This window comes from Nonomuraea insulae, assembly GCF_042656245.1.
The window spans coordinates 230502-256832 of the sequence record NZ_JBHSPA010000006.1 but is presented as its reverse complement, the minus strand read 5'-3'; the positions used below and the strand labels follow the sequence as shown (position 1 = coordinate 256832).

The 26331-nt window shown below is 69.4% G+C and carries 27 protein-coding genes and 1 riboswitch; of the genes, 17 read left to right on the top strand and 10 right to left on the bottom strand.

Features of this window, described 5'->3' with window-relative positions; genetic code table 11:
- The first annotated feature begins 9 nt into the window (after nucleotides 1–9).
- Nucleotides 10–1446 (top strand): S10 family peptidase, encoded by a 1437-nt coding sequence (locus ACFPZ3_RS03975; protein WP_379512550.1) that lies wholly within the window; start codon nucleotides 10–12, stop codon nucleotides 1444–1446.
- On the opposite strand, the gene ACFPZ3_RS03970 is transcribed toward ACFPZ3_RS03975, so the two are convergent.
- The 5 genes from ACFPZ3_RS03970 to ACFPZ3_RS03950 all read right to left on the bottom strand — a co-directional run bounded on the left by ACFPZ3_RS03970 (nucleotide 1405) and on the right by ACFPZ3_RS03950 (nucleotide 5856).
- Nucleotides 1405–2235, bottom strand: a complete 831-nt coding sequence (locus tag ACFPZ3_RS03970) for a hypothetical protein (protein WP_379512549.1) — start codon at nucleotides 2233–2235, stop codon at nucleotides 1405–1407. The two genes, ACFPZ3_RS03975 and ACFPZ3_RS03970, sit on opposite strands and share 42 nt — an antisense overlap.
- An 80-nt stretch (nucleotides 2236–2315) precedes the next feature.
- On the bottom strand, nucleotides 2316–2735 hold the full coding sequence (locus ACFPZ3_RS03965; protein ID WP_379512548.1) for a peptidase inhibitor family I36 protein: 420 nt from the start codon (nucleotides 2733–2735) through the stop codon (nucleotides 2316–2318).
- A gap of 231 nt (nucleotides 2736–2966) precedes the next feature.
- Nucleotides 2967–3737: an SDR family NAD(P)-dependent oxidoreductase gene (locus ACFPZ3_RS03960; RefSeq protein ID WP_379512547.1), complete on the bottom strand. Its 771-nt coding sequence runs from the start codon at nucleotides 3735–3737 to the stop codon at nucleotides 2967–2969.
- Nucleotides 3734–4744: a DUF4432 family protein gene (locus ACFPZ3_RS03955; RefSeq protein ID WP_379512546.1), complete on the bottom strand. Its 1011-nt coding sequence runs from the start codon at nucleotides 4742–4744 to the stop codon at nucleotides 3734–3736. The genes ACFPZ3_RS03960 and ACFPZ3_RS03955 overlap by 4 nt, the downstream gene beginning before the upstream one ends.
- Complete coding sequence (locus ACFPZ3_RS03950) at nucleotides 4741–5856, bottom strand: DUF4185 domain-containing protein (protein WP_379512545.1); 1116 nt, start codon at nucleotides 5854–5856, stop codon at nucleotides 4741–4743. Before ACFPZ3_RS03950 ends, ACFPZ3_RS03955 begins: the two co-directional genes overlap by 4 nt.
- Before the next feature lie 120 nt (nucleotides 5857–5976).
- Here ACFPZ3_RS03950 and ACFPZ3_RS03945 point away from each other — a divergent pair, with 120 nt between their 5' ends.
- From ACFPZ3_RS03945 to ACFPZ3_RS03930, 4 genes are all read left to right on the top strand, one after another.
- Nucleotides 5977–7587 carry an ABC-F family ATP-binding cassette domain-containing protein gene (locus ACFPZ3_RS03945; protein ID WP_379512544.1) on the top strand — a complete coding sequence of 537 codons (1611 nt, stop codon included), beginning with the start codon at nucleotides 5977–5979 and terminating at the stop codon, nucleotides 7585–7587.
- A 64-nt stretch (nucleotides 7588–7651) separates the two neighbouring features.
- On the top strand, nucleotides 7652–8464 hold the full coding sequence (locus ACFPZ3_RS03940) for a hypothetical protein (protein ID WP_379512543.1): 813 nt from the start codon (nucleotides 7652–7654) through the stop codon (nucleotides 8462–8464).
- A 114-nt stretch (nucleotides 8465–8578) separates the two neighbouring features.
- The gene (locus ACFPZ3_RS03935; protein ID WP_379512542.1) at nucleotides 8579–10012 is read left to right on the top strand and encodes a sigma factor-like helix-turn-helix DNA-binding protein; all 1434 of its coding nucleotides are present in this window, start codon (nucleotides 8579–8581) and stop codon (nucleotides 10010–10012) included.
- 77 nt (nucleotides 10013–10089) lie between these two features.
- Nucleotides 10090–11184: a C40 family peptidase gene (locus tag ACFPZ3_RS03930; RefSeq protein WP_379512541.1), complete on the top strand. Its 1095-nt coding sequence runs from the start codon at nucleotides 10090–10092 to the stop codon at nucleotides 11182–11184.
- 7 nt (nucleotides 11185–11191) lie between these two features.
- Here ACFPZ3_RS03930 and ACFPZ3_RS03925 read toward each other — a convergent pair whose 3' ends face one another.
- Nucleotides 11192–11683: an inorganic diphosphatase gene (locus tag ACFPZ3_RS03925; protein ID WP_106243463.1), complete on the bottom strand. Its 492-nt coding sequence runs from the start codon at nucleotides 11681–11683 to the stop codon at nucleotides 11192–11194.
- A 109-nt stretch (nucleotides 11684–11792) separates the two neighbouring features.
- Between ACFPZ3_RS03925 and dacB the strand changes: the two genes are divergently transcribed.
- The 11 genes from dacB (at nucleotide 11793) to ACFPZ3_RS03870 (ending at nucleotide 21505) form a co-directional block, all read left to right on the top strand.
- On the top strand, nucleotides 11793–13196 hold the full coding sequence (dacB, locus tag ACFPZ3_RS03920) for a D-alanyl-D-alanine carboxypeptidase/D-alanyl-D-alanine endopeptidase (protein WP_379512540.1): 1404 nt from the start codon (nucleotides 11793–11795) through the stop codon (nucleotides 13194–13196).
- Nucleotides 13197–13242: 46 nt separating this feature from the next.
- The gene (locus ACFPZ3_RS03915) at nucleotides 13243–14319 is read left to right on the top strand and encodes a zinc-dependent metalloprotease (protein ID WP_379512539.1); all 1077 of its coding nucleotides are present in this window, start codon (nucleotides 13243–13245) and stop codon (nucleotides 14317–14319) included.
- Nucleotides 14320–14478: 159 nt separating this feature from the next.
- Nucleotides 14479–15480 carry a tRNA lysidine(34) synthetase TilS gene (gene tilS / locus ACFPZ3_RS03910; protein ID WP_379512538.1) on the top strand — a complete coding sequence of 334 codons (1002 nt, stop codon included), beginning with the start codon at nucleotides 14479–14481 and terminating at the stop codon, nucleotides 15478–15480.
- A 10-nt stretch (nucleotides 15481–15490) separates the two neighbouring features.
- Entirely contained in the window at nucleotides 15491–16042 is a 552-nt protein-coding gene (gene hpt / locus ACFPZ3_RS03905; RefSeq protein WP_379512537.1) for a hypoxanthine phosphoribosyltransferase, read from the top strand.
- Nucleotides 16043–16269: 227 nt separating this feature from the next.
- On the top strand, nucleotides 16270–18264 hold the full coding sequence (gene ftsH, locus ACFPZ3_RS03900; RefSeq protein ID WP_379512536.1) for an ATP-dependent zinc metalloprotease FtsH: 1995 nt from the start codon (nucleotides 16270–16272) through the stop codon (nucleotides 18262–18264).
- On the top strand, nucleotides 18261–18839 hold the full coding sequence (folE, locus tag ACFPZ3_RS03895) for a GTP cyclohydrolase I FolE (RefSeq protein WP_379512535.1): 579 nt from the start codon (nucleotides 18261–18263) through the stop codon (nucleotides 18837–18839). The genes ftsH and folE overlap by 4 nt, the downstream gene beginning before the upstream one ends.
- 58 nt (nucleotides 18840–18897) lie before the next feature.
- A complete protein-coding gene (gene folP, locus ACFPZ3_RS03890) occupies nucleotides 18898–19755 on the top strand; it encodes a dihydropteroate synthase (RefSeq protein WP_465263537.1) in 858 nt (285 codons plus the stop codon).
- Nucleotides 19752–20198: a nuclear transport factor 2 family protein gene (locus ACFPZ3_RS03885; protein WP_379512534.1), complete on the top strand. Its 447-nt coding sequence runs from the start codon at nucleotides 19752–19754 to the stop codon at nucleotides 20196–20198. Before folP ends, ACFPZ3_RS03885 begins: the two co-directional genes overlap by 4 nt.
- Nucleotides 20188–20553, top strand: coding sequence for a dihydroneopterin aldolase (gene folB / locus ACFPZ3_RS03880; RefSeq protein ID WP_379512533.1), 366 nt, complete (start codon nucleotides 20188–20190; stop codon nucleotides 20551–20553). Before ACFPZ3_RS03885 ends, folB begins: the two co-directional genes overlap by 11 nt.
- The gene (gene folK / locus ACFPZ3_RS03875) at nucleotides 20550–21053 is read left to right on the top strand and encodes a 2-amino-4-hydroxy-6-hydroxymethyldihydropteridine diphosphokinase (protein ID WP_379512532.1); all 504 of its coding nucleotides are present in this window, start codon (nucleotides 20550–20552) and stop codon (nucleotides 21051–21053) included. The genes folB and folK overlap by 4 nt, the downstream gene beginning before the upstream one ends.
- Nucleotides 21050–21505, top strand: coding sequence for a DUF3180 domain-containing protein (locus tag ACFPZ3_RS03870; RefSeq protein ID WP_379512531.1), 456 nt, complete (start codon nucleotides 21050–21052; stop codon nucleotides 21503–21505). Before folK ends, ACFPZ3_RS03870 begins: the two co-directional genes overlap by 4 nt.
- Here the strand turns inward: ACFPZ3_RS03870 and ACFPZ3_RS03865 are convergent.
- Genes ACFPZ3_RS03865 through ACFPZ3_RS03855 form a run of 3 tightly spaced genes read right to left on the bottom strand, consistent with a single transcriptional unit; the run spans nucleotide 21502 to nucleotide 23949 of the window.
- Nucleotides 21502–21687: a hypothetical protein gene (locus ACFPZ3_RS03865; RefSeq protein ID WP_379512530.1), complete on the bottom strand. Its 186-nt coding sequence runs from the start codon at nucleotides 21685–21687 to the stop codon at nucleotides 21502–21504. The two genes, ACFPZ3_RS03870 and ACFPZ3_RS03865, sit on opposite strands and share 4 nt — an antisense overlap.
- Nucleotides 21680–22807 (bottom strand): acyltransferase family protein, encoded by a 1128-nt coding sequence (locus ACFPZ3_RS03860; RefSeq protein WP_379512529.1) that lies wholly within the window; start codon nucleotides 22805–22807, stop codon nucleotides 21680–21682. Before ACFPZ3_RS03860 ends, ACFPZ3_RS03865 begins: the two co-directional genes overlap by 8 nt.
- The gene (locus ACFPZ3_RS03855) at nucleotides 22804–23949 is read right to left on the bottom strand and encodes an NADH-quinone oxidoreductase subunit D (protein ID WP_379512528.1); all 1146 of its coding nucleotides are present in this window, start codon (nucleotides 23947–23949) and stop codon (nucleotides 22804–22806) included. The genes ACFPZ3_RS03860 and ACFPZ3_RS03855 overlap by 4 nt, the downstream gene beginning before the upstream one ends.
- Before the next feature lie 122 nt (nucleotides 23950–24071).
- Between ACFPZ3_RS03855 and ACFPZ3_RS03850 the strand changes: the two genes are divergently transcribed.
- A complete protein-coding gene (locus tag ACFPZ3_RS03850) occupies nucleotides 24072–24722 on the top strand; it encodes a DoxX family protein (protein WP_379512527.1) in 651 nt (216 codons plus the stop codon).
- Between the two features lie 73 nt (nucleotides 24723–24795).
- Here ACFPZ3_RS03850 and ACFPZ3_RS03845 read toward each other — a convergent pair whose 3' ends face one another.
- Nucleotides 24796–26082, bottom strand: a complete 1287-nt coding sequence (locus ACFPZ3_RS03845; RefSeq protein WP_379512526.1) for an aminotransferase class V-fold PLP-dependent enzyme — start codon at nucleotides 26080–26082, stop codon at nucleotides 24796–24798.
- Between the two features lie 45 nt (nucleotides 26083–26127).
- Nucleotides 26128–26243: riboswitch (SAM riboswitch) on the bottom strand.
- Nucleotides 26244–26331 lie beyond the last annotated feature (88 nt).

Here is a 26331-nt window from a genome sequence, read left to right as displayed (position 1 = left end):
TGCGGGGATATGTCTGAAGAGTCCAAGCCCGCCGCCCCCGCCGACAACCTCGTCACCACCTCCCACACCCTCCCGTCCGGCCAGTCGTACACCGCCACCACCGGCACCATGGTGCTGCGCGAAGAGGTGATCACCGACGGCAGGTTCGAGGGTCTGCGGCCCAAGGCCGAGGTGTTCGTCACCGCGTACACGCTGGACGGGGCCGAGCCGTTGAGCAGGCCGGTGACGTTCGCCTTCAACGGCGGGCCCGGGTCGTCCAGCGTGTGGCTGCACCTGGGCGTGCTGGGGCCGCGCCGGGTGGTCATGGGGGACGCGGGGGCGCTTCTGCCGCCCCCGTACGGGCTGGCCGACAACGAGGAGAGCCTGCTCAAGGTGAGCGACCTGGTCTTCATCGACCCGGTCTCCACCGGCTTCTCGCGGGCGGCAGAAGGGGAGAAGGCGGAGCCGTACCACGGGTTCACCGGCGACCTGGAGTCCGTCGGCGAGGTGATCAGGTTGTGGACCACCAGGAACGCGCGGTGGATGTCGCCGAAGTTCCTGGCAGGGGAGTCGTACGGGACCGTGCGGGCCGCCGGGCTGGCCGACCACCTGCAGTCGCGCTACGGCATGTACCTCAACGGCGTGATGCTGATCTCCTCGGTGCTCGACTACGCCACGGGCGAGTTCAACGACGGCCACGACCTGGCCTACGCCCTCTACCTGCCGACCTACGCGGCCATCGCGCACTACCACGGGCTGCACGGCGACCGGCCGCTGGCCGACGTGCTGCGCGAGGCCGAGGCGTACGCCGGCCGCGACTACCTGTGGGTGCTGGCCGGCGGCGACCGGCTCACCGCCGAGGAACGCTCGGCCGCGATCGCCAAGGTCGCCGCGCTGACCGGGCTGAGCGAGGACTACGTCGACCGGGTCAACCTGCGCATCGAGCACATCCGCTTCTTCACCGAGGTGCTGCGCTCGCGCCGCCAGACCGTCGGGCGGCTCGACGGCCGGTTCACCGGCTGGGACCCCGACTCCGGCCGCGAGCACTTCACCGCCGACCCCAGCATGGACGCGATCATGGGTCCCTACAGCGGGGTGCTCAACCACTACCTGCGTTCGGAGCTGGGCTACGCCAACGACCTGCCGTACGAGGTGCTCACCTCGCGCGTGCAGCCGTGGTCGTACAAGGAGTTCGAGAACGCGCACGTGCACGTGGCCTCCCGCCTGGCCTCCGCCATGCGGACCAACCCGCACCTGCGGGTGCACGTGGCCTGCGGCTACCACGACGGCGCCACCCCGTACTACGCCGCCGAGCACACCTTCGCCCACCTGCCCGTGCCCGCCGAGCTGGCCCGCAACATCGAGTTCCGGTACTACGAGTCCGGACACATGATGTACGTCCACGAGCCCAGCAGGCTCGCGCAGTCAGCGGACCTGGCCGCCTTCGTGCTCAGAGAGCAGCCGTGAGGCCCGGCTCAGACGTTGTCTGAGGTTGGCGCGCAGGGCGGCGAAACGGTCGGGGTTGTCGCGGATGACGGCGCGCTGGAGCTCGGCGTCGGCCGCGAACCAGGCGGCGACCAGGCCCGACGACCACTTGCACGCGGTGTCGGAGATCGCGGTCTGCTTCTCCTCCTCGGTGACGGCGGGCTTGTCGAGATCCCAGCGGCCGTCGGCGATGGCCGCCTCAGGATTCGGGTACGAGTGCCCGGCCTGGCCCATGCACGACTGCCAGCGCTTGATCGCCGCCGTCACCGACGGGTGCTTGGCGGCCTGCTCCAGCGTGAGCGAGTCCTGCAACGACAACCAGGGCCAGTCCGCCTTGCGCGCGCCCTTGTCCAGGGTGTGCGTCGCGCGGTCCAGGCAGCCGCGGTCGGCCGCCGTGCCGTACAGGCGGTGGCGGGTGCGCTTGGGCAGTTTGCCGGCCCAGGCGCCGGTCGTGTCGGGAGAGGGCGGCCTGGCCAGGTGGTAGCCGTGGCTCTTCGCCGCCTCCATGTCGGTGACGCCGTAGCGACGCGAGTTGCCGGGGTCCACCGCGGCGATCGCGGCCCGGTCCTCGGCGGGCGGGGCGATGGTGATGCCCTGCCTGCGCATGCAGCGTACGACGAGGTGGTTGTGGGCGTTGCCCAGGGAGGCCCGCTGCTCGGGAGTGGTCTTGTAGGCGTCGAACGGCAGCACCAGCTGCGACACCGAGGTGACGCCCCTGACGGGCGTCGGTGGCGCGGGCTCGTCAGCGCCGCAGGCCGCGGTGGTCGTCACCAGCAGCAAGGCGCCGGCGAGGAGACCGCGGCAGCCGGTTTCCGGCGGCCAAGCCCGGAAACCGGCACTCCCGTTAATGCTCAGTGGCACCAGATGTCGATCGCGCTGGCGCGGTTGTTACCGATGGCGTTGTTCGCCAGGAAACCGTCGTTCGAGTTGTGCGTGAACGTGCTGTGGGCGCCGGTGTAGCCCGGGTGCTGCCACAGGGTGGCGCTGCAGCCGACGCGGTTCCTGACGGAGCTGGTCTCGTTGTTCATGCTGTGCCAGGAATTGCTGAAGTCCCAGTTCAGCCAGTTGTTGTCCTCGAAATTCGAGTCGTCACTGGTGAAGTCCCGCCAGTGGTCGGCCTGACCGCGGTTGTAGTCGAAGCCGGCGTACAGGCAGACGCGACCGCCGTAGCAGGTCGAGCGGGGGCTGGCCGCCGCGGTGGCAGCGGGGGCGACCGCGGCGAACATCGCGACCGCGGCGACGAAGCCGGCGGCCTTTCTGGATAGCCTCACTGGTCTCTCCTCGATGGGTGAGTCATTTTCGACCTCGTAACCTAGCGTGCCGAATCGAATACGAGTCGTCATGACTCGCCGATCCCAAAGGCTCGGCGCCCATATGAGGGTCGCCTGCCTGGCCCGCCAGGACCCACTCGTATCAGGGAAAGGACCTGGGAATTCGCCGCATTGACGTAACGCTTGCCAGCTCGGGTGTGCGACCGGAGGAACCCGTGGGGTCCCCCAGACCTATTCGGGAAGCGCCGCTGGGTTTTGCGCGAGCAGGCCGCCGTCCACGCGGTGCTCGGCTCCCGTGATGAACGACGAGCGCGGACCCGCCAGGAACGCCACCAGTTCCGCCACCTCCTCCGGCCGGCCCACGCGGCCCAGCGGATGGGCGCGGCCCCACTGCGCCACCTGCTCCTCCTGCGACAGCTCGCCCCGCCACAGGTCCGCCGCCCAGCGCAACATGGGCGTGTCCACCGAGCCGGGGCAGACCACGTTCACCCGGATGCCGTCGGGCGCGTGGTCGAGCGCCATGGCCCTGGTCAGGCCGTTGAGCGCGGACTTGCTCGCGGTGTAGGCCGCCACCTGCGCCTGCGAGGAGAACGCCTGCACCGACGACATGACCACGATCGAGCCGCCCCCGCGGGCGCGCAGGCTGGGGATGGCGGCCTTGCAGGTCAGGAAGACGCCCTTGAGGTTGATGTCGAGCACCTCGTCCCAGACGTCCTCCGGGGTGTTCTCCACGGTGCCGTAGCGCTGCACGCCCGCGCAGGTGACCACGATGTCGAGCCCGCCGTACCTGGCCACGGCCAGGTCCACCAGATCGCGCATGTCGCCGGCCCTGCGTACGTCGGCGATCCTGCCGGTGACGTGCTCGCTGTCCAGTTCGGCGTCCTTGTCGGCCCCGCAGAACACCACGGACGCCCCGCCGTCGGCCAGCCGGTCCACCACGGCCCGCCCGATGCCCATCGAGCCGCCCGTGACCAGCGCGACCTTCCCGTCGAACTCACTCATGCGATGACCTCCGCACCGAACTTCAGCACCTTCGTCTCATGGGGCTCCAGCACCAGGGCCGTGCCGTTGGCCACGGCGCTGGCCAGGCCGTCGGTCGGCATGCTGGAGAACGGTTCGAGCCCGATCGTGTACGCCCGCCCCCACCAGGGGTAGCCGGTGGACGCGCCGAGCTCCTGCCACATCCACAGGTACGGCAGCACGGTCGCGTCCCACTCCACACGCAAACCGATATCCCCCGAAATTTCGTACCAACCCTCTGTGAAGCCGGTCATGTACACGATGTCGCTCGGCGCACCCCGCTCCGGCACCACGCTCAGATCGATCTCACCCCCACCGGCGGCCGGCACGACCGGCCACTCCCACGGCCCACCCGGGTGTACCCGCCGCGTCGGCGGGTTGATCGCGCTCTCGTGCGGGATCACGGTGACGCCCTCCGGCAGGCGGATCCTGGCTCCGGGGCGCAGGAACGGCAGGCCGTACACGATGTGCTGCCCCCACATGGCGTGCAGCCGCAGGTCCGCCTCGTTCGTGACCCGCGCCTCCACCTCCAGCGCCGCCGTCCCCTCCCGCAGCCTGAAGACCTTCTCGATCCGGTACGGCAGCCGCCGCGTCCGCACGCTCAGCCGTACCGCGACCTCCTCAGGGGAGTCGGCCAGCACCTCGCACTCCCACGGCAGCCCCGACACCTCGCCGTGCTGCGCCAGCCGCGCCCCCCGGTATTCACTGGGCGCGCCCCCGCTGGGGAAGATCTCCTGCCAGCCGCCCTCGTAGTGGTCGACGAACTGGGCGACGTCGTCGGCCGCGCCCTGGAGGTGCTCGCGCGGGTCGCGCAGGCCCTGCGGCGAGAGCCAGACGAAGTCGGTGTCGGTGGGCTTGTGCAGGAACTCCACCACGTCGCCCCCCTTGCCCGGCAGGACGGTCACGCGCAGGCGCTCGTTCTCCAGAGTGGCCGCCCGCAGCCCGTCGATCGTGCCGAGCCGCAGGCGGGCCGCCCAGTTGCGCCTCACCTGAATGTCACATCCAGGAACCGGGGACGGTAGATGGTGACGTCGCTGTAGTGGTCGGTGTTGACGAAGCTGTTGACGTTGTACGACACCACGAGCCCGTTCCCCGACACGTCGGGATGGGCGTGGGCGTTGTAGGTGAAGATGTTCCCGCTGGTCTCGGGGGTGGTGTAGACGTGCTGCTTGCCGGTGAAGGGCCCGGCGGGCGAGCACGAGGAGTAGGCCACGATGTTCGGGTTGAGTGCCTCGGACGTGTCATGCGTGATCAGGACATATCCCGATCCGACCTTGCTCACGCTGTACTCGTTCGCCACGCCGCTCATCATCCGCGCCGAGTCGGCCTCGTTCGCCGACCACGTGCCGTCGGCCTTCAGGTACTCCCACCGGCCGAGCAGGCTCTGCCCCGCGACCCTGGCGACGTGCATGTACTTGGGCGAGCCGAGATCCTCGACCCCGTACACGTAGGTGTAGCCCCCGTCCTTGAGCGTCGCGGAGGCCCACGCCACCCCGTGCCCCGACGGCAGGTCGTGCACGCTGATCGGCCGTTCGAGCCGCCCGGGCGCGAACCTGGCCACCACGTTCCTGTGCCACTTCCAGTCCCAGGTCCCCGTGCCGAAGCGCTCGTACTCCTGGTAGGTGACCTCCACGGTCCCGCCGGCCAGCGTCGCGTCGCCGGCCCAGTACCAGTGCTTGTCGTCGCGCGGCGGCATCACGGCCGTCGGCTTCGCCTCGGTGCCGTCGTGAATCGTGGACAGGCGCCCGTTCCGCTCGACGGCGAAGGAGTTGTTCAGGAAGACCGTCGTCCCGCCCTCCTCGACCACGGGCGGCCGGGTCCCGTCGGGGTTGACCCGTCCGAGGAAGGTGTCGGAGAACACCCACAACTCGCGCCCGCTGGGCAGTTTGAGCGAGTAGGTGCCGTCGGCGCCCGTCCAGTCGTCCAGGCGGCTGTTGTCGTTGCCGTAGTTGGTGAACAGGCTGGTCAGCCGGGCATCGGTGACGGCGCTGCTGACGGTCGGGGCGCAGGCGGCCGCCAGGGCGGAGGCGGGTTGCGGCACGGCTGTGAAGCCGAGCAACGCGATGGCCAGGGGGGCGAGGGCGGAGCGAAATCGCGTCATCACTTGTCCTAGGGAGGGGTCCCTACAGTTCTAGTCATTAGATCACTTACTGTCTAGAGTCTGCGTGAGTGCGCGGAAATCCGAATGACCGGAGGAAGCGCGGGCGGTTACCCTGCCGGGATGGGCCACGTTGAAGTAGGACATCTGACGTACGTGCTGCCCGACGGGCGGCCCCTGCTCAACGACGTGTCCTTCAGGATCGGCGAGGGTGTGAAGGGGGCGCTCGTCGGGCCCAACGGCGCGGGCAAGACCACGCTCATGCGCCTCATCGCCGGCGATCTGCAGCCGGTCGAGGGCAGTGTGGCGAGCTCCGGCGGGCTGGGCGTGATGCGGCAGTTCATCGGCAGCGTGCGCGACGGGAGCAACGTGCGCGACCTGCTGCTGGGCGTCGCGCCGCCGGCCGTGCGCAAGGCCGCCCAGCGGCTCGACGAGGCCGAGTTGGTGATGATGGAGCGCGACGACGAGAAGGCGCAGATGCGCTACGCGCAGGCCATCAGCGACTACACCGACGCCGGCGGTTACGAGATCGAGGTGCTCTGGGACACCTGTACGGTCGCCGCCCTCAGCATCCCCTTCGAAAAGCTGAAATATCGGGACGTGTCAACGCTGTCGGGCGGTGAGCAGAAGCGCCTGGTCCTGGAGGCGCTGCTCCGTGGCCCCGACCAGACACTGCTGCTCGACGAGCCCGACAACTACCTCGACGTCCCCGGCAAGGAGTGGCTGGAGCAGCAGCTCAGGGAGACGCCCAAGACCGTGCTGCTGGTCAGCCACGACCGCCAGCTCCTGGCGAACGCCGCCAACCGCATCATCACCGTCGAGTCCGGAAATATCTGGATCCATGGCGGCGGCTTCACCACCTACGCCGAGGCCCGCAAGGCCCGCAACGAGCGCCTCGACGAGCTGCGCCGGCGCTGGGACGAGGAGCACGCCAAGCTCAAGGCCCTGGTCAACATGCTCAAGAACAAGGCCAGGTACAACGACGGCATGGCCCCCGCCTACCACGCGGCCCAGACGCGGCTGCGCAAGTTCGAGGAGGCGGGGCCGCCCGAGGTGGCGCCGAGCGACCAGAACATCAAGATGCGCCTGCGCGGCGGCCGCACCGGCAAACGCGCGGTCATCTGCGAGGAGCTGGAGCTGACCGGCCTCATGCGCCCGTTCGGCCTGGAGGTCTGGTACGGCGAGCGCGTCGCCGTCCTCGGCTCCAACGGCTCGGGAAAGTCCCACTTCCTGCGCCTCCTGGCAGGCGAGCAGATCAACCACGAGGGCGTGGCCAGGCTGGGCGCCCGCGTGGTCGCCGGCCACTTCGCCCAGACCCACGCCCGGCCCGACCTGCTCGGCCGCACCCCGGTCGAGATCGTCATGGCCGAGCACGCCAGGCTCAAGAACGAGGCCATGAAGATCCTGGCCCGCTACGAGCTGGCCGGGATGATCGCCGAGCAGCGGTTCGACACGTTGTCGGGCGGTCAGCAGGCGCGCCTGCAGATCCTGCTGCTGGAGCTGTCAGGGGCCACGCTGCTGCTGCTCGACGAGCCGACCGACAACCTCGACCTGGCCAGCGCCGAGGCGTTGCAGGTGGGCCTGGAGGCCTTCGACGGCACGGTCATGGCGGTCACCCACGACCGCTGGTTCGCCGCCGACTTCGATCGCTACCTGGTCTTCGGCTCGGACGGCATGGTCTACGAATCCCCTGAGCCGGTATGGGACGAGGCCAGAGTCGTACGTCAGCGTTAAAGAGTTGGTAGGACTGGCGCGTGTCCCGCGCCAGCCCTCCACAGGCTCGGGTTATCACGGCAAAGTGATCCCGCGTAGCCGAACCGTCAGCCTCCTCGCACTCGGGGCGATCTGCCTCCCAATCTGCCTATCCGGGTGCGCGAGCGAGGAACAGCCAGTACAAGAGCTCAAGCCGCTCGCTCTCAAGGACCAGGTCTCGAATGTCGTCAAGTCCGCCGACGGGTACGCCGTCAACTGGGCGGGCGTGCTCAGCAACGCCAACCCGTGGCACTTCGGCGAGCACGTGGTGGCCACGATCGTCGGGCGCGACGCCAAGGGCGCCGAGGTGCTGAAGTTCGACCAGCCGCTCGACGCCGTGCCGCCGGGCGGGACGCTGCCCTTCACCGGCCAGGCCGCCGTCGCCGAGAAACCGGTCAAGGTGAGCATCCAGTACCGTCCGGCGCAGTGGCGGCCGGCGGCGCGCATCGCCTCGGCCTTCCAGGCGTTCCCGATCTCACGGGTTCAGACAATGCGCCAGAAAGACGGCTCATACCTCATTACCGGCTATGTCGGAAATCCTTATCAAATATCGGCGAGCAGCCTCGTCGTGAACGCGCTTCTGCGCGACAAGACCGGCAAACTTCTCGCCGGCGGCAGTACATTCGTGGACGACGTCAAAGCGGGCAGCCCACCGCGATTCATTCTCACGGTGGGCGGGTTGCCGGCGGGCGCCAAGGTGGCCAAGACTGAGATCAGCGCCAGGACCTGGGGATCCACCGGCCGTCCCTTCGAGGAGCTGGCGCTCGCCGGAGCCGTGCCGATCCACACCGTCAAGCCCACGACCGAGCCGTTCGCGGTGGACCGGAGCACGCAAGTCGTCTCCGAACATAAGCAGTAAAACTGAAATATCCGGACGAAATGCAGGCGCGGCGAGGGCAACACGCCCGACAAGCGATGCCATCGGCGTGGAACAGGTAGAACTACTAGTTACCGATCCATTACCTTCGGTCACATGAATGACCGCGTCCTGGTCGAAGCACTCCGCGCCCGTGACCCAGGAGCACTCGCCGCGCTCTATGACGCGTACGCGGAGAGCGTCTACCGCTACTGCTGGTCCCACCTCCTGAGCACCGACAGTGCCCAGGTGGCGCTCCGTGACACGCTGATCGCCGCCGAGGCGCACGCCGGGGCCCTGGCCGACCCCGGCCGGCTGCGAGCCTGGCTGTACGCGCTGGCCCGCGTCGAATGCCTGCGCCGCAGGGCCGCCGCACCGCCGGGCGCGGCCGAGGGGCTGGCCCAGGCGCCGCCACCGGACGACCCTGCCGACGCCGACCTGCGGGTCATGGCGTGGAACGCCGTGCAGAGCCTGCCCGTGACGTCGCGGGAGGTCCTGGAGCTCGTCCACCGGCACGCTCTGCCCTCCGCCGAGGTGGCCCAGGTGCTGGGCGCGCCTGCGCGCCAGGTGGAGCAACTCCTGGAGGAGGCCCGCGAACATCTTCGCGACGCGATCACCGCCGAGGTCCTGGCCAGGAAGGGCCCGTACGACTGCCCGCGGCGCGCCCGCATCCTGGCCGGCTTCTCCGGCGAGCTGACCCCCGAGATGCGCGAGCACCTGGTCAGGCACCTGCCGCGGTGCGAGGTGTGCGCTCCGCACCGCACCCGCGAGGTGTCGGCCGCCAAGGTCTACGACCTGCTGCCCGCGCCCGGGCTGCCCGACGCCCTGCGCGTCAGGGTGTTGAGCTGCTTCGCCGACCCCGAGCTGCTGCCCTACCGCCGTTACGTCGCCAGGCGTACGGGCGTGCTGGGCGCCGCCGGGTTTCCCGTTCCCGACGGCAGACAGGTTCGGAAGTGGCCTCAGGCGGTGGCGGGCGCACTGGCGGCGATCGCGGCCGTGGTGGCGATAGCGGTGATCTTCGATCAGATCGGGAGGGAGAACGGAGGGGTGACAGGCGTCGCGACGGCCGCGTTCCCGGCGACGGGCGAGCCGCCCGGCATCCGGCTGCCCTGGCAGGGCGATCCCCAGGACGAGCCACTGGCCGTGGTGCCGATCCTCGACAGCACCGCCACGCAGCCCCTGGGGGTGACCGGGTCGCCGACGCCGTCTCCCCACATATCCTCTCTTGTCCCGACCGCCTGGGGCTCGCCCACCGCGGGCCCGACGCCCGGCCGGGGTCCCAGGCCCGAGCCGACGCCACCGTCGGGCGAGCAGCCCCCGGTCCAGCAGCCCCCGGTCCAGGAGCCGCCGACCGAGGCTCCGCCACCCAGCGAGAAGCCGGAGGAGCCGAAGCCGTCCGACCCCGGCACCCGTACCCCCTGCCCGACCCCGACGCCCACGCCGACCCCGACGCCCACCCAGACCCCCACTCCCACCGCCACCCCGACCGAGACGGCCACTCCCACGCCCACGGAGGAGCCCTCGGCGAGTCCGTCGGAGTCAACAAGCTGAGAGGTGACGATTACGTTACGTGAGCGAATTGCTGGGAACTGTGTGCATAGAGTAACCATCTGTTTCCAGGGGGACCTATGCGCGCATTTCGGGCCGGGCTCCTCGTGGGCTGCCTGCTCGTCGGCCTGTGCCCGCCGGTCGAGGCCGACCCGGCCCCCTCCTCGCGCGACGTCAAGAAGGCTCGCGAGGCCGTACGCGAGCGGTCGGGAGAGCTGAGCAGGACGACCGCGGAGCTGGCCACCGCGCGGTCGCGGCTCGACCAGCTCGCGGCCGAGGTGGAGCGGCTGGTGGAGGCGTACAACGGGGAGGTGGTCCGCCTCGGGCAGGCCGAGCGGGCCCACGCGCAGGCCAGGGTACGGCTGACGGCGGCCGAGGCCGAGGTCGAGCGGGCCCGGCAGGACGTGGCGCTGGTGGCGACCGAGAGCTACGCCGGGCTGGGGCTGACGAACCCGATCGTGGGCATGATGACCGATCGGGGCGGCGCGGACGGGTTCCTGCATCGGGCGAGCGTGCTGGAGCACCTGGGAGGCGAGCGGTCGGCGATCCTGGGGCGGATGCGCGACGCCCAGGAGGTGGCGACGATCCTGCGTACCCAGGCGGGCAACGCCTACGCGGCCCAGCAGGAAGCCGCGGAGCGCGCCCGCCAGGCCAGGCTCGCCGCCGAGGCCGCGGTGGCCGCGCAGCGGCGCGACACCGAGGAGCTGATGACCAGGGAGCAGACCCTGCGACGCAGGGTGGAAGCGGCCCGCGGCCACGCGAAGTCGCTGGCCAGGCAGCGGGAGGCGGCGCTGGTCGCCGGTGGGTCCGCCATGGGGGACCTGGCCGCGAACTGGGCGCTCACCCAGCTCGGCAAGCCGTACGTGTGGGCGGCCGACGGCCCGGAGACCTACGACTGCTCGGGGTTGTCGATGCGGGCCTGGGAGCGGGTCGGTGTGCGGCTCGACCACTGGACCGGCACCCAGTGGACCTCGGGCCCCCACGTCCCGCTGGACCAGCTACGCCGCGGCGACCTGCTCTTCTTCGCCCACGTCACCGGTGACCCCTCGACCATCCACCACGTCGGGATCTACGTCGGGCAGGACCAGATGGTGCACGCCCCGCAGACCGGCGACGTGGTGCGGGTCGCCTCGATCTGGCGCGGGGACCTGGTGGGCGCCACCAGGCCCCGCTAGAGGTGGATCAGTGGTGGCCCTCTTCCTTGGCCCGGCGGAACGAGCGCTCGATCTCGGCCTCGGCCTCGATGCGCCCCACCCAGTTGGCGCCCTCGACGGACTTGCCGGGCTCCAGGTCCTTGTAGACCTCGAAGAAGTGCTGGATCTCCAGCCGGTCGAACTCCGACACGTGGTGAATGTCCTGGATGTGATGCATCCTGGGGTCGGTGGACGGCACGCAGAGCACCTTGTCGTCCCCGCCCTTCTCGTCCGTCATCCGGAACATCCCCACCGCCCGGCACGTGATGTAACAACCCGGGAACGTCGGCTCCTGGAGCAACACCAGCGCGTCCAGCGGGTCGCCGTCCTCGCCCAGGGTGTGCTCGATGAAGCCGTAGTCGGCGGGGTACTGCGTGGAGGTGAACAGGAGCCGGTCAAGCCTGATCTTCCCGGTCTCATGGTCCACTTCGTACTTGTTCCGTTGTCCCTTGGGAATCTCAACGACAACGTCGAACTCCACCGCGGTTCCTCCGCTCAGGCCCCCGGGCACCCCCGGCTGGGCGTTAATGTCTCGTAGGCGAACACAGGACGAGAGGGCAGGCGACGTGGCGCGGCGCGACCGGTTGGTGATGCTGACCACTCTCGCCGTGCTCCAGGTCCTGACGATCGTCATCGGCGTTTACGCGATGACCACCGAATTCAGCCTGAGTGCGCTGACGAGCGGGTCTTCACCGACCAAGCCGACGGCGTCACCGGCGGAAGGGTCTCCCCCCGTCCCCGTGGTCACCTCCGGGCCAGTGCTGGCCCAGTTGTCGGTGAAGTCAGGAGACGGACCTCTCCCGACCAAGGGTACTTTGACGCGGCAGCTCACCAGCGCCCTGGGTGACAAAGCGCTGGGCAGCCGGGTGGGCGCGGTGGTCATCGACACGGTGACCGGCGAGCAACTTTTCGCCACCAATCCCGACATGAGCGTCACGCCCGCCTCGACCACCAAGATCGTCACCTGTGCCGCCGCCCTGACCTCCCTGGGCCCCGACACCCGCCTGTCCACCCGCGCCGTCCAGGGAGACAAGCCCGGCACGGTCGTCCTCGTCGGAGGCGGCGACCCGCTTCTCGCCGGCCCTTCTGCCCGGCAGTCGGACTACCCCAAGCAGGCCAGCCTGGCGACGCTCGCCTCCCGGACCGCCGCGAAGCTCAAAGCCCAAGGTGTACGCAAAATCACCCTTTCGTACGACAGTTCGCTCTTCACCGGCACCCCGAAGGCCCCCGGCTGGAAGCCGAACTACATCGTCCCCGACGGCGAGGTCGCCCCCGTCTACGCCCTCACCATGGACGAGGGCCGCCAGGACCCCCGTTTCAGAGCCCCCCGTGTCCCCAACCCCCCGCAGTACGCCGCCGCCGCCTTCGCCAAGCTCCTGACCAAGCAGGGGATAACGGTCGGCAGGTCGGTACGCGCGGCCGAGGCCCAGGCCGGCGCCCCCGAACTGGGCAGAGTCGACTCCGCCCCCCTCTACGCTCTCGTCGAACACACCCTCACCCGCAGCGACAACGACATGGCCGAGGCTCTGATGAGGCACGTCGCGATCAAGGAAGGCCAGCCGGCGTCGTTCGACGGCGGCGCCAAGGCCGTGCTCGCCGTGCTCCAGCGTCTCGGAGTCGCCCAGAACGTGGCGCTCTCGGACGGCAGCGGCCTGTCCATCCGCAACCGCATCAGCCCGAACGCCCTGGCCAAGACCCTCGCCATGTCCGGCTCCGCCAACCATCCCGCCCTGCACGCGATCGCCTCCGGCATGCCGATCGCGGGCTTCTCCGGCACGCTCGGCAACGGCAGACGGTTCACGGAGCGCGACGCCAAGGACCAGGTCGGCCTCGTACGCGCCAAGACCGGCACCCTCAACAACGTCAACACGCTGGCCGGGATGGCGACGACGAAGGACGGGCGGCTGGTCACGTTCGCGTTCATGGCGGACCAGGTGCCCAGCACCGCCGAGCCCGTGCTCGACCGTCTCGCCGCCATCGTCTCGCGTTCCTGACGACACTCCTTCGCGGCGCCGGGGAGAACCACGTACGGTGGACGTTATGCAGGTGATCGACTGGGATCTGGCCGTCACGACCGGCACGCGCCTGGTGCGCCCCGGTCCTCAGGTAAGCCGGGAGGAGGCCAGACAGGCCGTCACCGAGCTCCGCACCCTGTCACGTGAGGCCGAAGGCCACGTGCGGGAGTTCACCAAGATCCACACGGAGACCGCGCCACAGCCCGCGACCGTCGTCGACCGGCCCGGCTGGATCAAGGCCAACGTCGAGGGCTTCCGCGTGGTGCTCGAACCGCTGACACAACGCATGGGCAGCGGCGACAACCAGCCGCCGGCCATCGTCTCCGCGGTCGGCTCCCGCATCACGGGCGTCGAGGTCGGGGCCGTCCTGGCCTTCCTCGCCTCCCGCGTGCTCGGGCAATACGAGCTGTTCCTGCCCCCCGACCCCACCGGTCAGGAGGCCGCGGGCCGGCTCACGCTCGTCGCGCCCAACATCGTCCACGCCGAGCGCGAGATGAACGTCAACCCGCACGACTTCCGCCTGTGGGTCTGCCTCCACGAGGAGACGCACCGGGTGCAGTTCACCGGGGTGACGTGGTTGCGCGAATACGTGCGCTCGCAGATGACCGAGTTCCTGCTCGCCTCCGACCTCGACCTGCCCACCCTCCTCGAACGCCTCCGCAACGCCGCCGACACGGTCGCCGACGTGGTGCGGGGCGGCGAGGGCAGCCTCATCGACGCCATCCAGTCGCCGGCCCAGAAGGAGATCCTCGACCGCCTGACCGCCGTCATGACCCTCGTGGAAGGCCACGGAGACTACGTCATGGACGCGGTGGGCCCGTCCGTGGTCCCCTCGGTGGCCGACATCCGCGCCAAGTTCGCCCAACGCCGCGAGGGCGGCTCCCGCGTGGACCGCACGGTGCGACGGCTGCTGGGCATCGAGGTCAAGATGAAGCAGTACGCGGAGGGCTCGGCCTTCGTCCGCACGGTGGTGGGCCGGGTGGGCATGGACGGCTTCAACAAGATCTGGACCTCCCCGGAGACCCTCCCGACGATCCAGGAGATCGCCGACCCGGACTCCTGGATCAGCCGCGTCATCGGCACTCCTGCTCTGCCGGCCTGACCTCACTTCCATCTTTTACGCGCTGCCGTGGCCTGCCACCCGCCGCACTCCGGCTGAGGACCTTCCAGGAAACGCCCTCTGACCCTTCACCACTGTCCCGCCGCCACGGAGAGCCCTGTTGACCCTCACGCCGGCAGACCGCGGCCGGCGCGGGGGAGAATGGCACGCGTGGGTCCACATCCAGCCGTAGCCGACGTCCGCAGGGCAGTGCGGGAGGCGCTGGCCGACGTGCCGCACGACGCGCTGATCCTCGCGGCCTGCAGCGGCGGAGCCGATTCACTGGCGCTGGCCGCCGCCCTGGCCTTCGTGGCACCCCGCCTGCGCCTCCGCGCCGGCCTGCTGACCGTGGACCACCAGCTCCAGCCAGGCTCGGCCCAAAGAGCCCGCACGGTGGCGGAGACGGGCGGCGAAATGGGCCTCGCCCCGGCGGAGGTTCTCACCGTGGACGTGGGGACGGCGGGCGGTCCCGAGGCGGCGGCGAGGGAGGCCAGGTACGCGGCCCTGGCGGAGGCGGCGGACCGGCTGGAGGCGGAGGCCGTGCTGCTCGGCCACACCAGGGACGACCAGGCGGAGACGGTCCTCCTCGGCCTGGCGAGGGGGAGCGGCCCGCGCTCGCTCTCCGGCATGGCGGCCAGAGCCGGCCGCTATCGCCGCCCCCTCCTCCACCTCCCCAGAGACACCACCGTGGCGGCTTGCAGGGCCCAGGACCTGACCCCCTGGGACGACCCGCACAACGAGGACCCCCGCTACACCAGGGTCCGCGTCCGCAGGAAGGTGCTTCCCCTGCTGGAGGCGGAGCTCGGCCCGGGGGTGGCCGAGGCGCTCGCGAGGACCGCTGCGATGGCGAGGCAGGACGCGGACGCCCTCGATGCATGGGCGGAAACGGCGTACCAGGATTGCGCTCTTAGCGATATCGGCGGGTCGGTAAAGGTGGCGGTGGCCGAACTGGACAAGCTGCCCGACGCCGTCAGGCGGCGGGTGCTGCGGCGGGCGGCGATCGCCGCGGGGGTTCCGTCCGGCGCCCTGTCCGCGACCCACATACTGGCCGTGGACCGGCTGGTCACGCATTGGCGGGGGCAGAAGGCCGTGGACCTGCCCGGAGGTCTGTCCGCTGTCCGGCGATATGGCACCCTGATACTCGCTATCAGTCCTATCCCGTAAGGAACCACAGGTGGACGCTGCCGACATGGGCAATGACCTGGAAAAGGTCCTCATCCCCGAGGACGAGCTCCAGGCCAAGATCAAAGAGCTTGCCGGCCGGATAGACGAGGACTACGCGGGTAAAGACGTGCTGCTCGTGGGCGTGCTGAAGGGCGCGGTCATGGTGATGGCCGACCTGGCCAGGGCGTTGCACGTGCCGGTGCAGATGGACTGGATGGCGGTGTCGTCCTACGGCGCGGGCACCAGGTCCTCCGGCGTCGTACGCGTGATGAAAGACCTCGACACCGACATCTTGAACCGTCACGTGCTGATCGTCGAGGACATCATCGACTCCGGCCTGACGCTGCACTGGCTGCTGGAAAACCTGAAGTCGCGCAATCCGGCCTCCCTGGAGATCTGCACCGCGCTGCGGAAACCCGACGCGGTGAAGGTGCCGATCGAGGTCAAATACGTGGGCTTCGACATTCCCAGCGAGTTCGTGATCGGTTATGGGCTCGACTACGCGGAGCGATACCGGAACCTGCCGTTCATCGGCACGCTGGCTCCGCACGTTTATAAGTAGCCGGCCGGGAACATCGCGCAACGTGACGTACGTTGATAGGGCAAGACCGGTGTAGCGGGCGGGTCCCTCCGCGTGCTGTGCCGGTGTACCTTCAGACTCCGGGAGGGTGACCACGCGTCCCCTTCGGGTAGTCAGAAGTCGCGGTGTCGGATGCCGCGGCCCCGGGCCAGCCCGGGGTTCCAGGCCATGGTCAGGAAGGGACGGGCCCGCAAGGGGTTCCGCATCGGATGGATCTCAAGCGATTTACACGTGGGCCACTGCTGTGGATCCTGGGCATCGTCGTGCTGCTCCTCCTCGTCACTCAGCTTTGGAGTGGCGGCGGAAATTACAAGTCGGCCGACACGTCCTTGGTTCTGCAGCAGATTCGCGCCGGAAACGTCAGCAACGCCAAGATTGTCGACAAGGACAACCGGATCGAGGTGACGCTGGTCAACCCGGTTCCGGTCAAGGCCGGTGACACCCCGACGAAGCTGATCCAGTCAGACTGGGTGACCGGCTACGGCAGCAAGCTGACCGACGAGCTCCAGGCTCAGGTCGTCGCGGGCAAGACCAAGAGCTTCACCACCGAGGTCCCGCAGGAGAACATCCTGCTCAGCCTCCTGGTGAGCTTCCTGCCGATCGTCATCATCGTGCTGATCTTCCTGTTCATCATGAACCAGATGCAGGGTGGCGGCTCTCGTGTGATGAACTTCGGCAAGTCGAAGGCCAAGCTCATCACCAAGGACACCCCCAAGACCACTTTCGCCGACGTGGCAGGCGCGGACGAGGCCATCGAGGAGCTTCAGGAGATCAAGGATTTCCTGCAGGCCCCGGCCAAGTTCCAGGCGATCGGCGCCAAGATCCCCAAGGGCGTGCTGCTCTACGGCCCGCCCGGCACAGGTAAGACCCTGCTGGCCCGCGCGGTCGCCGGCGAGGCGGGTGTGCCGTTCTACTCGATCTCCGGTTCCGACTTCGTCGAGATGTTCGTCGGTGTCGGCGCCTCGCGTGTCCGCGACCTGTTCGAGCAGGCCAAGGCCAACGCCCCCGCGATCATCTTCATCGACGAGATCGACGCGGTCGGCCGCCATCGCGGCGCCGGCCTGGGCGGCGGTCACGACGAGCGCGAGCAGACGCTCAACCAGCTCCTCGTCGAGATGGACGGCTTCGACGTCAAGGGCGGCGTGATCCTCATCGCCGCGACCAACCGGCCCGACATCCTCGACCCGGCGCTGCTGCGTCCCGGCCGGTTCGACCGTCAGGTCACCGTCGACCGGCCCGACCTGGAGGGCCGCAAGGGCATCCTCAAGGTCCACGGCCGCGGCAAGCCGTTCGCGCCCGACGTCGACCTCGACGTCATCGCGCGCCGCACCCCCGGGTTCACTGGCGCCGACCTGGCCAACGTGATCAACGAGGCGGCCCTGCTCACCGCGCGGGCCGACCAGAAGCTGATCGCGATGGACACCCTTGAGGAAGCGATCGACCGTGTCATGGCAGGGCCCGAGCGCAAGACGCGGGTCATGTCCGACAAGGAGAAGAAGATGATCGCCTACCACGAGGGCGGTCACGCGCTGGTGGCGCACGCGCTACCCAACTCCGACCCGGTCCACAAGATCACGATCCTGTCCCGCGGCCGCGCCCTCGGTTACACGATGACGCTGCCGATGGAGGACAAGTTCCTGGCCACCAGGTCGGAGATGATGGACCAGCTCGCGATGTTGCTCGGCGGCCGCGCGGCGGAGGAGCTCGTCTTCCACGAGCCCACCACCGGCGCCTCCAACGACATCGAGAAGGCCACGGCCGTCGCCCGCCGCATGGTGGTCGAATACGGCATGAGCGAGCAGCTCGGCGCCCGTAAGTTCGGCACCGGGCAGGCGGAGGTCTTCCTGGGCCGCGAGATGGGCCACGAGCGCGACTACTCCGAGAAGATCGCCTCCTCGATCGACGAGGAAGTCCGCCGGATGATCGAGACGGCGCACGACCAGGCGTGGGACATCCTGGTCGAATACCGCGACGTGCTCGACAACCTGGTGCTGGAGCTCATGGAGAAGGAGACGCTCTCCCGCGACCAGGTGCTGCAGATCTTCGCCCCCGTGGTGGTCAAGGCGCACCGCCCGTCCTACGCGGGCTACGGCAAGCGACTCCCGTCCGACCGCCCGCCGATCCTGACGCCGAAGGAGCAGTCGGCCAACGGCTCGCTCACCACAGGTCATCAGGACGCCCTGCCCTCCGGGGACAGTGCGTGACACAGCACGACGTCGACCTGGGGCGGATCGAGAAGGCCGTTCGCGAGATCCTCTACGCCATCGGCGAGGATCCCGACCGTGACGGCCTGATCGAGACGCCCTCCCGGGTCGCCCGCGCGATGGCCGAGCAGTATTCGGGGCTCGGCCAAACGCCGGAACAGGTGCTCAACAAGGTCTTCGACGTCGATCACGACGAGATGGTGCTGGTTCGTGACATCGAGGTCTACTCGACCTGCGAGCACCACCTGGTCCCCTTCCACGGCCTGGCCCACGTGGGCTACATCCCCAACGAGAAGGGGCAGGTCACGGGCCTGTCGAAGCTGGCGCGCCTGGTGGACATGTATGCCCGCCGCCCCCAGGTGCAGGAGCGCATGACCTCCCAGATCGCCGACGCGATGATGAGCGTGCTGGACCCCCGCGGGGTCATCGTGGTCGTGGAGGCCGAGCACCTGTGCATGACGATGCGGGGCGTACGCAAGCCGGGCGCCAAGACGGTCACCTCGGCCGTCCGCGGCAGCTTCCGCACCAGCGACAGCACCCGATCCGAGGCTATGGCGCTCATCCTGGGCCGCTGAAGACCGAACGGGGTACCCACGATGTCAGCAGGTGTGGGGAAGCGCCTAGGCTTGGCCCATGACTAGCGTGCCCATCAACGTGCCGGGAGGTGCGGAGCGGTGCCTTGTCATGGGTGTGGTCAATGTGACTCCCGATTCGTTCTCCGACGGCGGCCAGTGGTTCGATGAGGCGGCCGCCATCCAGCATGGGCTTGACCTGGTCCAGGAGGGCGCCGACATCGTCGACGTGGGTGGCGAGTCCACCCGTCCGGGCGCGGCCAGGGTGTCGCTGGAGGAGGAGCTGGCCCGGGTCGTCCCGGTGATCAGCGCGCTGCGCGCCGAGGGGGTGGCGGTCAGCGTCGACACGATGCGGGCCGAGGTGGCCAAGGCCGCGGTCGAGGCGGGCGCGCAGCTCGTCAACGACGTGAGCGGCGGCCTGGCCGACCCCGAGATGCCGCGCGTGGTGGCCGCGACGGGGGTCACCTACGTCGTGATGCACTGGCGCGGCCACAGCCATGACATGGACACCCGAGCCGTCTACGCCGACGTGGTGACAGAGGTGCGCGAGGAGCTGAGCAAACGAGTGGATCTGGTGCTGGCCGAAGGCGTCACGGAGGAGCAGATCGTGCTCGACCCGGGCCTCGGCTTCGCCAAGAACGCCGGGCACAACTGGGCGGTGCTCGCGGGGATCCCGCAACTGGCCGAGCTGGGCTATCCGCTGCTCATCGGGGCCTCACGCAAACGTTTCCTGGGGCGGCTGCTGGCCGATCCCGACGGCACGCCCAGGCCGTTCAGCCGCAGCGACGACGCCACGCTGGCCGTGACCGCGCTCGCCGCGCAGGCCGGCGCGTGGTGCGTGCGTGTGCACGAGGTAGGTCCCAACGCCGATGCCGTGCGCGTGGCAGCCGCATGGAAGAGAGCCGGAGCAGGCACATGAGCGTCGACACCGCCGCGATCGAGACGGTCAACCAGGAGTTCTATACCGCGATCGAGAGCGCGGACCTGGACAAGATGACCGAGATCTGGGCCGAGGACTCCACCGATGACCAGGTGAGCTGCGTGCACCCGGGCTGGACCCTGCTGACGGGCCGCTCCGAGGTGTTGCGGTCGTGGGCCCTGATCATGGCCAACACGACCTACATCCAGTTCGTGCTGACCGACGTCAGCACGACCGTGCTGGGTGACGTGGCCGTCCTGACCTGTGTGGAGAACATCCTGACCGCGGGGGAGGAGGGTGAGGCCAGCTTCGCCGCGGGCAAGGTGGTGGCCAGCAACGTCTACATCCGTACCTCGCTGGGCTGGCGGCTGTGGATGCACCACGGCTCGCCGGTCCTTCAGGGGGACGACGACGAGGAGGAGGAAGGCGAGCTTGAGCGCTGATCGCATCGCTCTCAAGGGCCTGCGCGCCCGGGGGAGACATGGCGTGCTCGCGGCCGAGCGGGAGCTCGGGCAGGAGTTCGTGGTGGACGCGACGCTGTTCCTCGACACCGCGCCGGCGGCGGCCGGCGACGACCTGACCAAGACCGTCCACTACGGGGAGCTGGCGCAGGCGCTGGCCGAGGTGGTGGAGGGCGAGCCGGTCGAGCTGATCGAGACGCTGGCGCAGCGTCTGGCCGACGTGTGTCTGGCCAGCGAGCTGGTGCACAAGGTAGAGGTGAGTGTGCACAAACCGGCGGCGCCGATCCCGCTGCCGTTCGATGATGTGATCGTGACGATCGAGCGGAGCCGCGTATGAAGGTCGTGCTCTCTCTCGGCAGCAACCTGGGACACCGGTTCCAGACGCTGCAGGGTGCCGTGGACACGTTGTTCGACGCGCCTGGGCTGGACTTCGTCAAGGCGTCCCCCGTCTACGAGACCGACCCTGTCGGCGGGCCCGAGGGGCAGCGCCCCTACCTCAACGCGATCGTGGTCGCCGAGACCACGCTGGAGCCGCGCACGTTGCTGGAGCGGGCGCAGGGCGTGGAGAACGCCTTCGGCCGCGAGCGCGCGGAGCGCTGGGGGCCGCGCACGCTCGACATCGACCTGATCGTGGTGGGCGAGACCGTCTGCGACGACCCCGACCTGACGCTGCCGCACCCGCGGGCCCACGAGCGCGAGTTCGTGCTCGTGCCCTGGTCGAAGGCCGATCCCCAGGGCGTGGTGCCCGGGCGCGGCCCGGTGGCGGAGCTGCTGGCGGGGCTGGCGGAGCAGGGCGTGCGCCTGCGTGACGACCTGAAGCTGCAGAGGCCCGATTGAAGCTCACCAAACCCGGCCACCTGGTCGGCATCGTCGTGGTCCTGGCGCTGATCACCTGGGCGGTGGTCAGGCGGTTCTACGGTGACATGCCCCTTGTGCCGTGGACCGCGATCCCCACGGTGCTGCTGCTGGCCATCGGCGAGGCCTACAGCGGCTGGGCGACCAAGGCCAGGATCGCCAGGAAGCCGGACACCAAGCCGGTGGAGCCGCTGGCGGTGGCCCGGCTGGCGGCGCTGGCGAAGGCGTCGGCGTACGCGGGGGCGGCGTTCGGCGGGATATTCGCCGGGTTCGCCCTCTACACGGTGCAGATCCTCGACCGGGAGACGCCGCGCGAGGAGTTCATCGTCGCGGCGGGCTCGTTCGTGTCCTGTGTGGTGCTGGTCTGCGCCGCTCTCTACCTGGAGCACGCCTGCCGGATCCCGAAGGAGCCGGAGGAGCAGAAACGCGACTAGTTGTGCTCGCCGAGCCCTTCGACGGCCGGTTTCGTGGCGGCGCTCAGGCGGTCGTACCACATCTCGCGCTGGAGCAGGCGTAGCGCGCGGCGCAGGACGTCACTCGGCCGCTCGCCTTCGCGCAGGGCGGTGCGGATGATCCGCTCGTCTTCTGCGTTGGCCCGGAAGGCGATGTCAGCCATGCTCCGAGCTTATGGACTTGCCGGCGTCCTTGTCCGCCGTTTGCCGGACCGGGGCGCGGCGGCGGCCGAAGAGGTAGATGACCGGAGTCGTGCAGATGAGGGGCCCGATGATGGCGATCGGGCGTTCGAGCCACCATTTCATGTCCGGCGGGATCTGGTCGCCCAGGGTGCCGAACAACCACCACGACAGGCCCAGCGAAATGGCCATCCCGGTGGTGTGGAACAGGAACAGCGGCAGCGCGTACCGGTTGATGAAGTCGTTGAGGCGCCGCCAGCGGGGGCGTTCCAGGACACGTTCCATGGACGGGCGCAACACCTCGACGACCCCGATCTGGAACAGCAGCAGCGCCACGATCACGAACGTGGGCGGCGCCATGTTGGACCACTTGTCGCCGGGCACCCCCACCATCGAGCCCGGGTAGATGCCCGAGTAGACCAGCCCGAACAGGGCGAACAGCCCGGTCCACAACACGGCGATGTCGTAGCGCCTGGGCAGCAGGACGATCCGGTCGTAGAAGAACCCGGCCTGGTGGGCCAGCCCCCAGACGATGATCATGTTGAGCCAGCCGGCCCACTCGAGCCCGTACCGGAAGCGCAGCACGTCCACCACCAGCGCCGCGCCGCCGAGCCAGATCAGGGTCAGCACGTCGTAGTGCTTGTGCAGCCAGAGCGCGACCGGCAGCAGCGCGATCAGCATCAGGTAGACGGCGAGGAACCACAGCGGGCTGAGCACCAGCAGCACCACCCGCCACATCCAGTCCACCCCGAACGTGTACGTCACCACCGCCCCGATGACGATCCACGCCCCGGACAGGAACAGCGCAGGCAAGGCCAGCCCGCGCAGGCGACGCCAGACGAACGAGTGGATGCCGGTGCCGCGCGCCTGGGCCCGGCGCCAGGACAGCAGGTGGACGTGGCCGCCGACGTAGAAGAAGAGCGGCAGCACCTGCAGCAGCCAGGTGAAGATCCACAACCCGGAGGTGAAGCCCAGCGGGTTGGTGGGCTCGGGGCCGTATGGCTTCCACTGCAGGATCGTGAACGCCCAGTGCCACAGCACCACGACGATCAGGCTCAGCGCCCGCAGCCAGTCGACGTATTTGTCGCGTTCAGGGGCCGTCACTTGTCGATGTCCCCCACCACGAAGAACATGGAGCCGAGGATGGCCACCATGTCGGCGACGAGATGCCCGGGCAACATCTCGCGCAGGACCTGGATGTTGCTGAAGGACGCCGAGCGCAGCTTGAGCCGCCACGGGGTCTTGTCTCCCTTGGAGACCAGGTAGTAGCCGTTGATGCCGAGCGGGTTCTCCGTCCACGCGTACGTGTGCCCCTCCGGCACCTTGAGCACCTTCGGCAACCGCTGGTTGATCGGCCCTGGAGGCAGCGAGCGCAGCCGTTCGACGCAGGCGTCGGCCAGGTCGAGCGAGACCTTGAGCTGTTCGAGCAGGACCTCGAACCGGGCGTGGCAGTCGCCGGCGCTGCGGGTGACGACCTTCACCGGCAGCTCCGGATAGGCCAGGTACGGCTCGTCGCGGCGCAGGTCGAAGTCCACCCCGGAGGCGCGGGCGATGGGACCGCTGGCGCCGTACTGCAGGATCTGCTCCCGCGTCAGCACCCCCACGCCCTTGGTGCGGGCGACGAAGATCTCGTTGTGCAGGATGAGGTTCTCGATGTCGGGCACGCGGCGCCGGGTCTCCGCGACGGTCTCGGACACCCGGTCGAGCCAGCCGAGCGGCAGGTCCTCCTTGAGCCCGCCGACCCGGTTGAACATGTAGTGCATGCGCCCGCCGGAGATCTCCTCCATGACGGCCTGGATGCGCTCGCGCTCGTTGAAGGCGTAGAACAGCGGCGTGATCGCGCCGAGCTCCAGCGGGTAGGACCCGAGGAACATCAGGTGGTTGAGCACCCGGTTGAGCTCGGCCAGCAGCGTGCGTGCCCACACGGCCCTGACCGGCGGCTCCATGCCCAGCAGGCGCTCCGCTGCGATCACCACGCCGAGCTCGTTCGCGAACCCCGACAGCCAGTCGTGCCGGTTGGCCAGCATGATGATCTGGCGGTAGTCGCGCACCTCGAACAACTTCTCCGCGCCCCGGTGCATGTAGCCGATGATCGGCTCGGCGCTGGCGATGCGCTCGCCGTCCAGCATCAGCCGGAGCCTGAGCACTCCGTGGGTCGAGGGATGTTGTGGCCCGATGTTGAGGATCATGTCCTCGGTGGCCAGCTCTTTCGCGCCCGCGCCGATTCCGACCACACGTTCCGTCATACGGCAATGCTGCCACCGCAGCCCCTGGTGATCCAGCGGTGGGGTTGGTCAAGAGATGGCATGCAAACGCATCCCGAAGCCGGACATGGGGAGGAATACCGGGAACGGGGGGAGAAAACACTATGAAGAGAGTTCTCTTTGATGTGGCGGCGTTGATCGCGCGGATCGCGACCGGCGTGATTTTCGCGGCCCACGGCTGGCAGAAGTGGCAGGGCGGGCTCGGCGCAACGACACAGGGTTTCAGGGAGATGGGGATCCCGATGCCCGGACTGGCCGCCGGGTACAGCACCGTCGTCGAGACCGTCGGCGGCATTTTGCTGATCCTCGGCCTGCTGGTGCGTCCTGTGGCGCTGCTGTTGCTGCTCGGCATGCTCGGCGCGATCGCGTTCGTGCACGGGGGCAACGGCGTGCTGACGGCGAACAACGGCTGGGAGTTGCCGGGCGCGCTGGGGGCGCTCTGCCTGCTGTTCCTGGCTCTGGGCGGCGGCCGGATCGGGCTGGACGGCATCTTCAACACGATGTTCCGCAGGCGTTCCGAACGGCGTGTGGCGGAGGAGGAACTGGCCGTCCACGCGCCGAACAGGACCACCGGCGGGCCGATCACACCCGCGGAGTCGACGACGGCCGCCGAGCCGCCGAACGTGCCCAGGCAGCCGGCCGCACCCGCTTCCGGGACCACCCCGCGCAACAAGCTGAACGACGAGGACATGCGCGACATCGACGCCCTGGTCTCCGACGAGCCGCCGCAACACCGCAAGCCGCCGAACCGCTGAGGAAAGTCAGCGGGAGACGAGGTCCCGCTGACCTGACCCCAGCGGAGGAGACGAGGTCCCGCTGACCGGCCCCTCAGCGGGAGACGAGGTCCCGCACGGCCTCGATCAGCCGGTCCACGTGCTCCTGCGTGCTGCCGATGCCGATCGAGGCCCGCACCGCCGAGGCGGTGTCGTCCTCACAGCCCCCATCGCGAGTGCCGAGCAGGTGCTGCACGAACGGATGCGCGCAGAACTTCCCGTCGCGGACCCCGATGCCGTACTCGCCGGACAACACCTCGGCCACCTCACGAGCCGAGTATCCGGCCACGGTGAACGACACGATCCCCACACGCGGGTGATCGTCTCCCCACAGCGACAGCTCGCGTACACCCTCGACCGAGGCCAGCCCGGCCCGCAGCCGCGCGATCAGCCGCTCCTCCTCGCGTACCAGCTCCGTCCAGCCGGTGGCGGTCAGGGCGTCGCAGGCGGCGGCCAGCGCGATGGCGCCCAGCACGTTGGGGGTGCCCGCCTCGTGCCGCGGCTCGGGGTCGTCGTGCCACTCCGTGCTCTCCCCGACCGCCCGTACGGCGCCGCCCCCCTTGAGGTACGGCTCCCCCTCGGCCAGCCAGTCCCGCCGCCCGATCAGCACGCCGGCCCCGAACGGCGCGTACAGCTTGTGCCCAGAGAAGGCCACGTAGTCCAGGTCGAGCGCCGTCAGGTTGACCCGCCGATGCGGTACGAGCTGCGCCGCGTCCACCAGGATTCTGGCCCCGTGCCGGTGCGCGATGTGGGCCAGGGCGGCGATGGGCCACAACTCGCCGGTGACGTTCGAGGCGGCGGTGACCACGAGCAGCTTCGGCCCGTCGATCCCGGCCAGCGCCTCGTCGGCGGCGCGCACGGCCTCGCCGGGGAAGGCGGGCGGCGCCAGCCGTACGGAGTGCTGCCAGGGCAGCAGGGAGGCGTGGTGCTCGGTGTCGAAGACGACGGCGGTGGTCCCGGCGGGCAGGCAGCCGGCCAGCAGGTTCGTGGCGTCCGTGGTGTTGCGGGTGAAGATCACGGCGTCGTCGGGACGGGCGCCGACGAAGGCCCTGATGGTGTGGCGGGCCTGCTCGTACCTGGCGGTGGTGAGCTGTGAGGCGTAGCCGGCGCCTCGGTGGACGCTGGAGTAGGCCGGGAGCGCGGCGGCGACGGCCGCGTTGACCGGCTCCAGACAGGGCGCGCTGGCGGCGTAGTCCAGGTTGGCGTACCCCACCAGCCTGCCCCCCTTGACCGGAACCTCCAGGTCGGCGCCGAGCACGGCGGGAATCGGCCTGCCCGTGGTGGCGGCGGCCGGGAGGGTCTCGGCGGTACGGGCGGAGTTGAAGATCGTCAGAGTGGACACGGCACGACTCCCCAGGGGTCATCGGACCCCTGGAAGCGACCACGGAGCCCGCGCTTGCCCACCACACCTCGTGGCGGACCAGGTCTTCACCCGGGGCACCCCGCCGCGGACGCGAGGGTTGCCGGCCAGCTAGCCGGGGCTTGTCGCTGGCACTCATGACCTACTCCAGGAACTATAACCGACACCCAGGCAGGAATCGCAAGCCCGCGAACTTATCCGGCCCGTGACTCGTTGCTACCGGAAACCCCG